The 4778-nt window shown below is 30.4% G+C and carries 7 protein-coding genes; all 7 read right to left on the reverse strand.

Translation table 11 applies throughout. From position 1 onward, the window contains the following. Positions 1 to 239: 239 nt before the first annotated feature. The 7 genes from LJE08_RS12685 to LJE08_RS15165 all read right to left on the reverse strand — a co-directional run bounded on the left by LJE08_RS12685 (position 240) and on the right by LJE08_RS15165 (position 3364). The gene (locus LJE08_RS12685) at positions 240 to 563 is read right to left on the reverse strand and encodes a hypothetical protein (protein ID WP_227403412.1); all 324 of its coding nucleotides are present in this window, start codon (positions 561 to 563) and stop codon (positions 240 to 242) included. 25 nt (positions 564 to 588) lie between these two features. Continuing rightward, positions 589 to 1263 carry a DUF975 family protein gene (locus LJE08_RS12690; protein ID WP_227403413.1) on the reverse strand — a complete coding sequence of 225 codons (675 nt, stop codon included), beginning with the start codon at positions 1261 to 1263 and terminating at the stop codon, positions 589 to 591. Positions 1264 to 1293: 30 nt separating this feature from the next. Continuing rightward, a complete protein-coding gene (locus tag LJE08_RS12695; protein ID WP_227403414.1) occupies positions 1294 to 1947 on the reverse strand; it encodes a hypothetical protein in 654 nt (217 codons plus the stop codon). 209 nt (positions 1948 to 2156) lie between these two features. After that, the gene (locus LJE08_RS12700; RefSeq protein WP_147346781.1) at positions 2157 to 2441 is read right to left on the reverse strand and encodes a hypothetical protein; all 285 of its coding nucleotides are present in this window, start codon (positions 2439 to 2441) and stop codon (positions 2157 to 2159) included. 5 nt (positions 2442 to 2446) lie between these two features. Then, a complete protein-coding gene (locus tag LJE08_RS12705) occupies positions 2447 to 2725 on the reverse strand; it encodes a hypothetical protein (protein WP_117925325.1) in 279 nt (92 codons plus the stop codon). Positions 2726 to 2939: 214 nt separating this feature from the next. After that, positions 2940 to 3122: a hypothetical protein gene (locus LJE08_RS12710; protein ID WP_227403415.1), complete on the reverse strand. Its 183-nt coding sequence runs from the start codon at positions 3120 to 3122 to the stop codon at positions 2940 to 2942. A 110-nt stretch (positions 3123 to 3232) separates the two neighbouring features. Continuing rightward, positions 3233 to 3364, reverse strand: coding sequence for a hypothetical protein (locus LJE08_RS15165; protein ID WP_255650353.1), 132 nt, complete (start codon positions 3362 to 3364; stop codon positions 3233 to 3235). Positions 3365 to 4778 lie beyond the last annotated feature (1414 nt).

A 4778-nucleotide genomic window follows, 5' to 3' on the forward strand; every position in this document is an offset into this window, starting at 1 on the left:
TAGGATCAAAGCCAGTAATATACAACCAATAATCATTACTTTCTTTTTCATAGGCATTTCCTCTTATTATCAACTAAATTACCACTTGCATAAAAGCATTATAAGAACATATAGAACAACTCCAACTACAGTACCCATTCCAACAATCTTCTTAAAAGTTGAAACAACCCATAACCACACACTAGCAATTTCTTCCAGGAAATAGATTCCTGCTTTTCTTATTGCGTGATTTAATTATTCTATTTCTTATAATTTAAATAAACCGCATATACAATAATCACAACTGCCTGAACAATATATGTAGTAAAAGTAATATTGCACATAAAACTTATGATTAAATCCTCTATAGCTGTTACAGCCAATATAATACCAATAGGGTGTTCATCCTTCTCTTTTAACCGTTTAATACCCCATCCAAATACTCCAAAATCAATGATATAAAAAATTAAATCTACGATATTATTCGAAAGTGCTATTGATACTGCAGATGTATTCATTGCAGGAATAATCATAGAACAAAGAAATAAAACTAAATAATGAGTGTATCTATTTGTATCATTCATAAAAATATCTCCTAGATTATCGGTACTAGTATCCATCTTTCTTTACAGATTCTTTTAGAATCAAATATACCTCTGTAAACGCAGCTACATCGTATGGCTTCACAAACAATGCTCCAATTCCAAAGCAAAGAAAGCCTAGAAAATACCATCCTAGAAAAGATAAATCTAAGACAAATAAATCCATCTTTTGTCCAGTCGTCATTTGTTTGGATAATGAGAAAGCTTCATCTGTAGTAATATTAGGATTTTCTGCCAATAGATATGGAATCATAGAATATTCATACGCCTTTATAATTCCAGGAACTACAAGTAATAAAAGCCAAAGCATTATTTTTAATTCCATGATAAGCATGATTTTTACCACATTTAAATAATTCCCTTTAAAGCCTTGAAATATTTCATTTAACGCTGGATTTCCATAATGATTTTTAATGAAATAATATGGTTCTCCGACTCTAATGGCAAAGCCAATAAAGATAGAAAATAATAATCCTACAATAGATTCCATTGATAAAAATGAAAGGATTGAAGAAAACATACTTGGCAATACAACATCAGGTACTAAACCTTGTACTTCTTGAATAAAAGTCACATAATTAGTACTCAATATTCCTGCAATCAGCGTAACCAGAAACATTTTCCAATAGTTTCGTTTCATGATTTGTTTAGCTTGTTCTTTAACTTGTTGTCGATTCCACATATTATTTCACCTTACTTTCTTTATACGTCATTACACTTCTTCCATATATTTTGCCTTAAACGCAATACAACTTATCTCTTTTCCAAACAATCCTTTGGATTCCACACGCCCAAGACCATATGCCCAGAATGTAACGGTTTGACCTTCTTTAAAATCAAATTCTTTATTGAAATCAAGCACAGAAACACGAGACTTATCATCAAAGATATTGATCATGTATCCTCTAAAATCTTTATCATCTACACGAGCTATGATTTTTCCTGTATATGTCAATTTCTTTCCATACCACTTAGAATGTGTAACCTCTAAATCCGATTGATCCGGTGATTGTGACTCCGCCTTAAAGGATGCTTCATCCACTTCACTACACTCCACTGAAATCGTACTTTCTAAGCCCTGATATTCAACAGTAACTTCTGAAGTCTTTCCTGCCTCCAATGTGACAGGATCTTTGACAGTCCATCCTTCCGTAATAAATTCTTTTGTACCATCCTCATAATAGGCCCATACACCAATCTTCGACTTATTATCTATAGTTTCATTCGCTTCTGCAAGACCAGTATATAAGGCTGTCATATTCTCTAGTTTTTCCTGACTAACCTCTACTTTTTCATTATTTGGTGTTATATTCGAACATCCACAAACCAAGAATACACTTAGCAATGTCGCTGCATACTTCTTCATAGGTCCACCTCCTTTTCTAATTTCATATCAGTATGTCTGTAATCGTTTTCATACATTTTTTATTTATTTTCATTCAAACGTATCATTTGTTGTTTTCCTACGTAAAATACATTAATCAATGAATCGTTCAATACTAAATTTCTATTCAAAAAGTACTGTTACACATGCTGCAACAGCCCATCTTTTATATTGGATTCACTCCAATATGATTATATCCACAATTCCAAAATAATATAGATTACAACTCCAACTATAATACCAATTCCAATCTTCTTCTTATCATTCTTTGCGTAGATCAAATTAAAGATTTCAAATGATAAAAATCCAAGCAGAAAAAATATATTCTTCGTAAAATAGTAAATCAAGAAACACACCACAAATAAGCCTATACAAATCATTCCTTTAGAATATTCCACCATGGATTTATGTCCTTGATTTAATGATTCATTATCCTTATTCAATTTATCAATAATGTTTTTCTGTTTATCATTCATAATCATTACCTATACTTTCTTCGTAGCCAAATATAGAAAGCGAGTGCACAAATCACGATTATACCCGCAAGTCCATATTGCACTATTGCCTGTTTATCACCTAATACTCTTCCTAGAAATTGTGCAATTCCATAGCTGCATAACAAACATATAGCTACACACTTCATCCAGAAAGTAGATTCCTTCTTTCTTTTTGGAGTTGTATCCAATAAGTCTTCATCTAAATATTTTTGAAGATCTTCATTCATATCCTCTTGTAATCTTTGAAGTCGATTCTTTTTCATATCACCACCTACGGAACAATGTGGTTTTTAAATAAGACACATGAAATGCAAATATTAAGAAGATGATCAACAATATGATTTCTCCATAATAGATATATTTTTCTTTGTATCTATAGTCATACAATGGTTTATCCAAATATACACGACCATCTACTTATACTAATAATTGAGAATGTACTAAAGCTTCTATTGTATTATGATCAAACTTAGAAATCTAAATTGCCTTTTCTTCATTGAATATTCCATTCTTAATGAAATATCGAATGATCTTGAATTTATTTATTAAAATGCTCATACGCATACACAAAAAAACAATATCTGCAACACACATCATTGCTTGAAAATAATCGTGAATATAAAAGCCATAGATAGCTCCACCTGCAAGTAGAACAGCCATAGAAATGAATCACCATTTAGGAAAGCTCATCTGAAACACGAACTCCATCACAAGTACACGGAATAAAAACATTCTTATTATTCTTTTTTCTCTGTCTCTTTTTCATAATCTTACTTTGCATCTGGATATGTGTCTTCAAATTTATCGGCATATCGATTGTGCTTTTTATACTTGAAGAACATACCAACTAAGAAAACAACAGCTACTACACCTAATACGTAAACTAACCAATCTAATGTCATATTACTATGTCCTCCTTTTCTAATTTCATATTAGCATATCTGTAACCGTTTTCATACTACTTTTATTTCATTTTCAATCAAACGTATCATTTGTTACTTTTCATATGTAATATAACTGACTTAGTAAATAATTCTATCTAATATACTAAGTTTGTATGTTTTAAACAATACTTTCTCAAGCTATAAATCAGTATCATATTCCCTGAAACAATCTATAATTTTAGAGTTTCAATTAAAAAATATGACAGGGAAAAACAACTATATTGAAAGCACGAATCGAATATACATGGGCCAATAATATTTCACCTAATCATGAGTGAGCATTGCATTCGCTAAAAAGTATGATATAATTCAGGTAGTACATAAAGATGTTCAATAACTGAACACGAGAAAAGAGAGGACGGGAATCCTCTCTTTTTTTCACTTCTGCAATGTTTTGTCTTGGTTATGTTACTTCTTTAGTTCTCGAATAATTAGTAGCAAAACTACTAATGTTAAAAATTCTGAGTACATAAAGATAAAACAATAACCAAGCATTACAAAAGCGTTCTCTTTGAAGGTCTGAATTCATAAAGCCAACCTCCAGTCGAAGTTATAACATAATCTGGTATCTTAAACCCCTTTCTGTCAGCTTTTTGAAAGAAAAAGTGAAGGATGCTGCTGGATCTGAAGCACGTAACGTCACATCCTATATTACAAGTCCTATCTTAAAAGACTTAAAAGAAAAAGAATTATTATAAAGAGGACATTAGTCCTATTCCTTTCTTTTTTTTATGTAGCTATGAATAGCTACTCCAATAAGTGTCCCAACTATAAAAGCCACTATACCGTCCATTTGTATCAAAGCTCCTTTTTCATTCTTTATGTATCTTTATATAGAAATTTTAACGAGTATAAATTTAAAAACATAGTCTATTAATGCTCTAAAATACATGATATAATTCAAAGATAGTCAATAAGTACGTGTCCTCGTACTTAGCTTTTGCTAAGTCTCGGACGTTTGCTTTTGAAAAGTTCATAATATAATTCAAGTAGTACATAAAGATGTTCAATAACTGAACATGAAAAAAGAGAGGACTCAATGAAAAAAAAATTTGCAATTATCTTTCTAAGTATCATATCAATACTTTATATTTTTGATATTGATTTATTTTCTGCTAATCGTTTTCTCCAGGTTATTATAGGTTTATTAATTTTATTAAGTTTATATATTTTAGCAAAAAAAATATAACATAGAATATGTTCTCACTATTTTATCTTTTAGTAATCATAAACTAAAAGATACTTTAATAGGACAACAACCCTATGATAACTTAGAAGATTTTGTAAAAGGTAAACGACAAAAAAAGAAGTTAGTTCCCAATGTCATTAAGTTAAGAAATGACGAACCATCCAGATACTATTGTCTGGATGG

This window comes from Holdemanella sp. DFI.5.55, assembly GCF_020593575.1.
GTDB classification, from domain to species: Bacteria; Bacillota_I; Bacilli_A; order Erysipelotrichales; family Erysipelotrichaceae; genus Holdemanella; species Holdemanella hominis.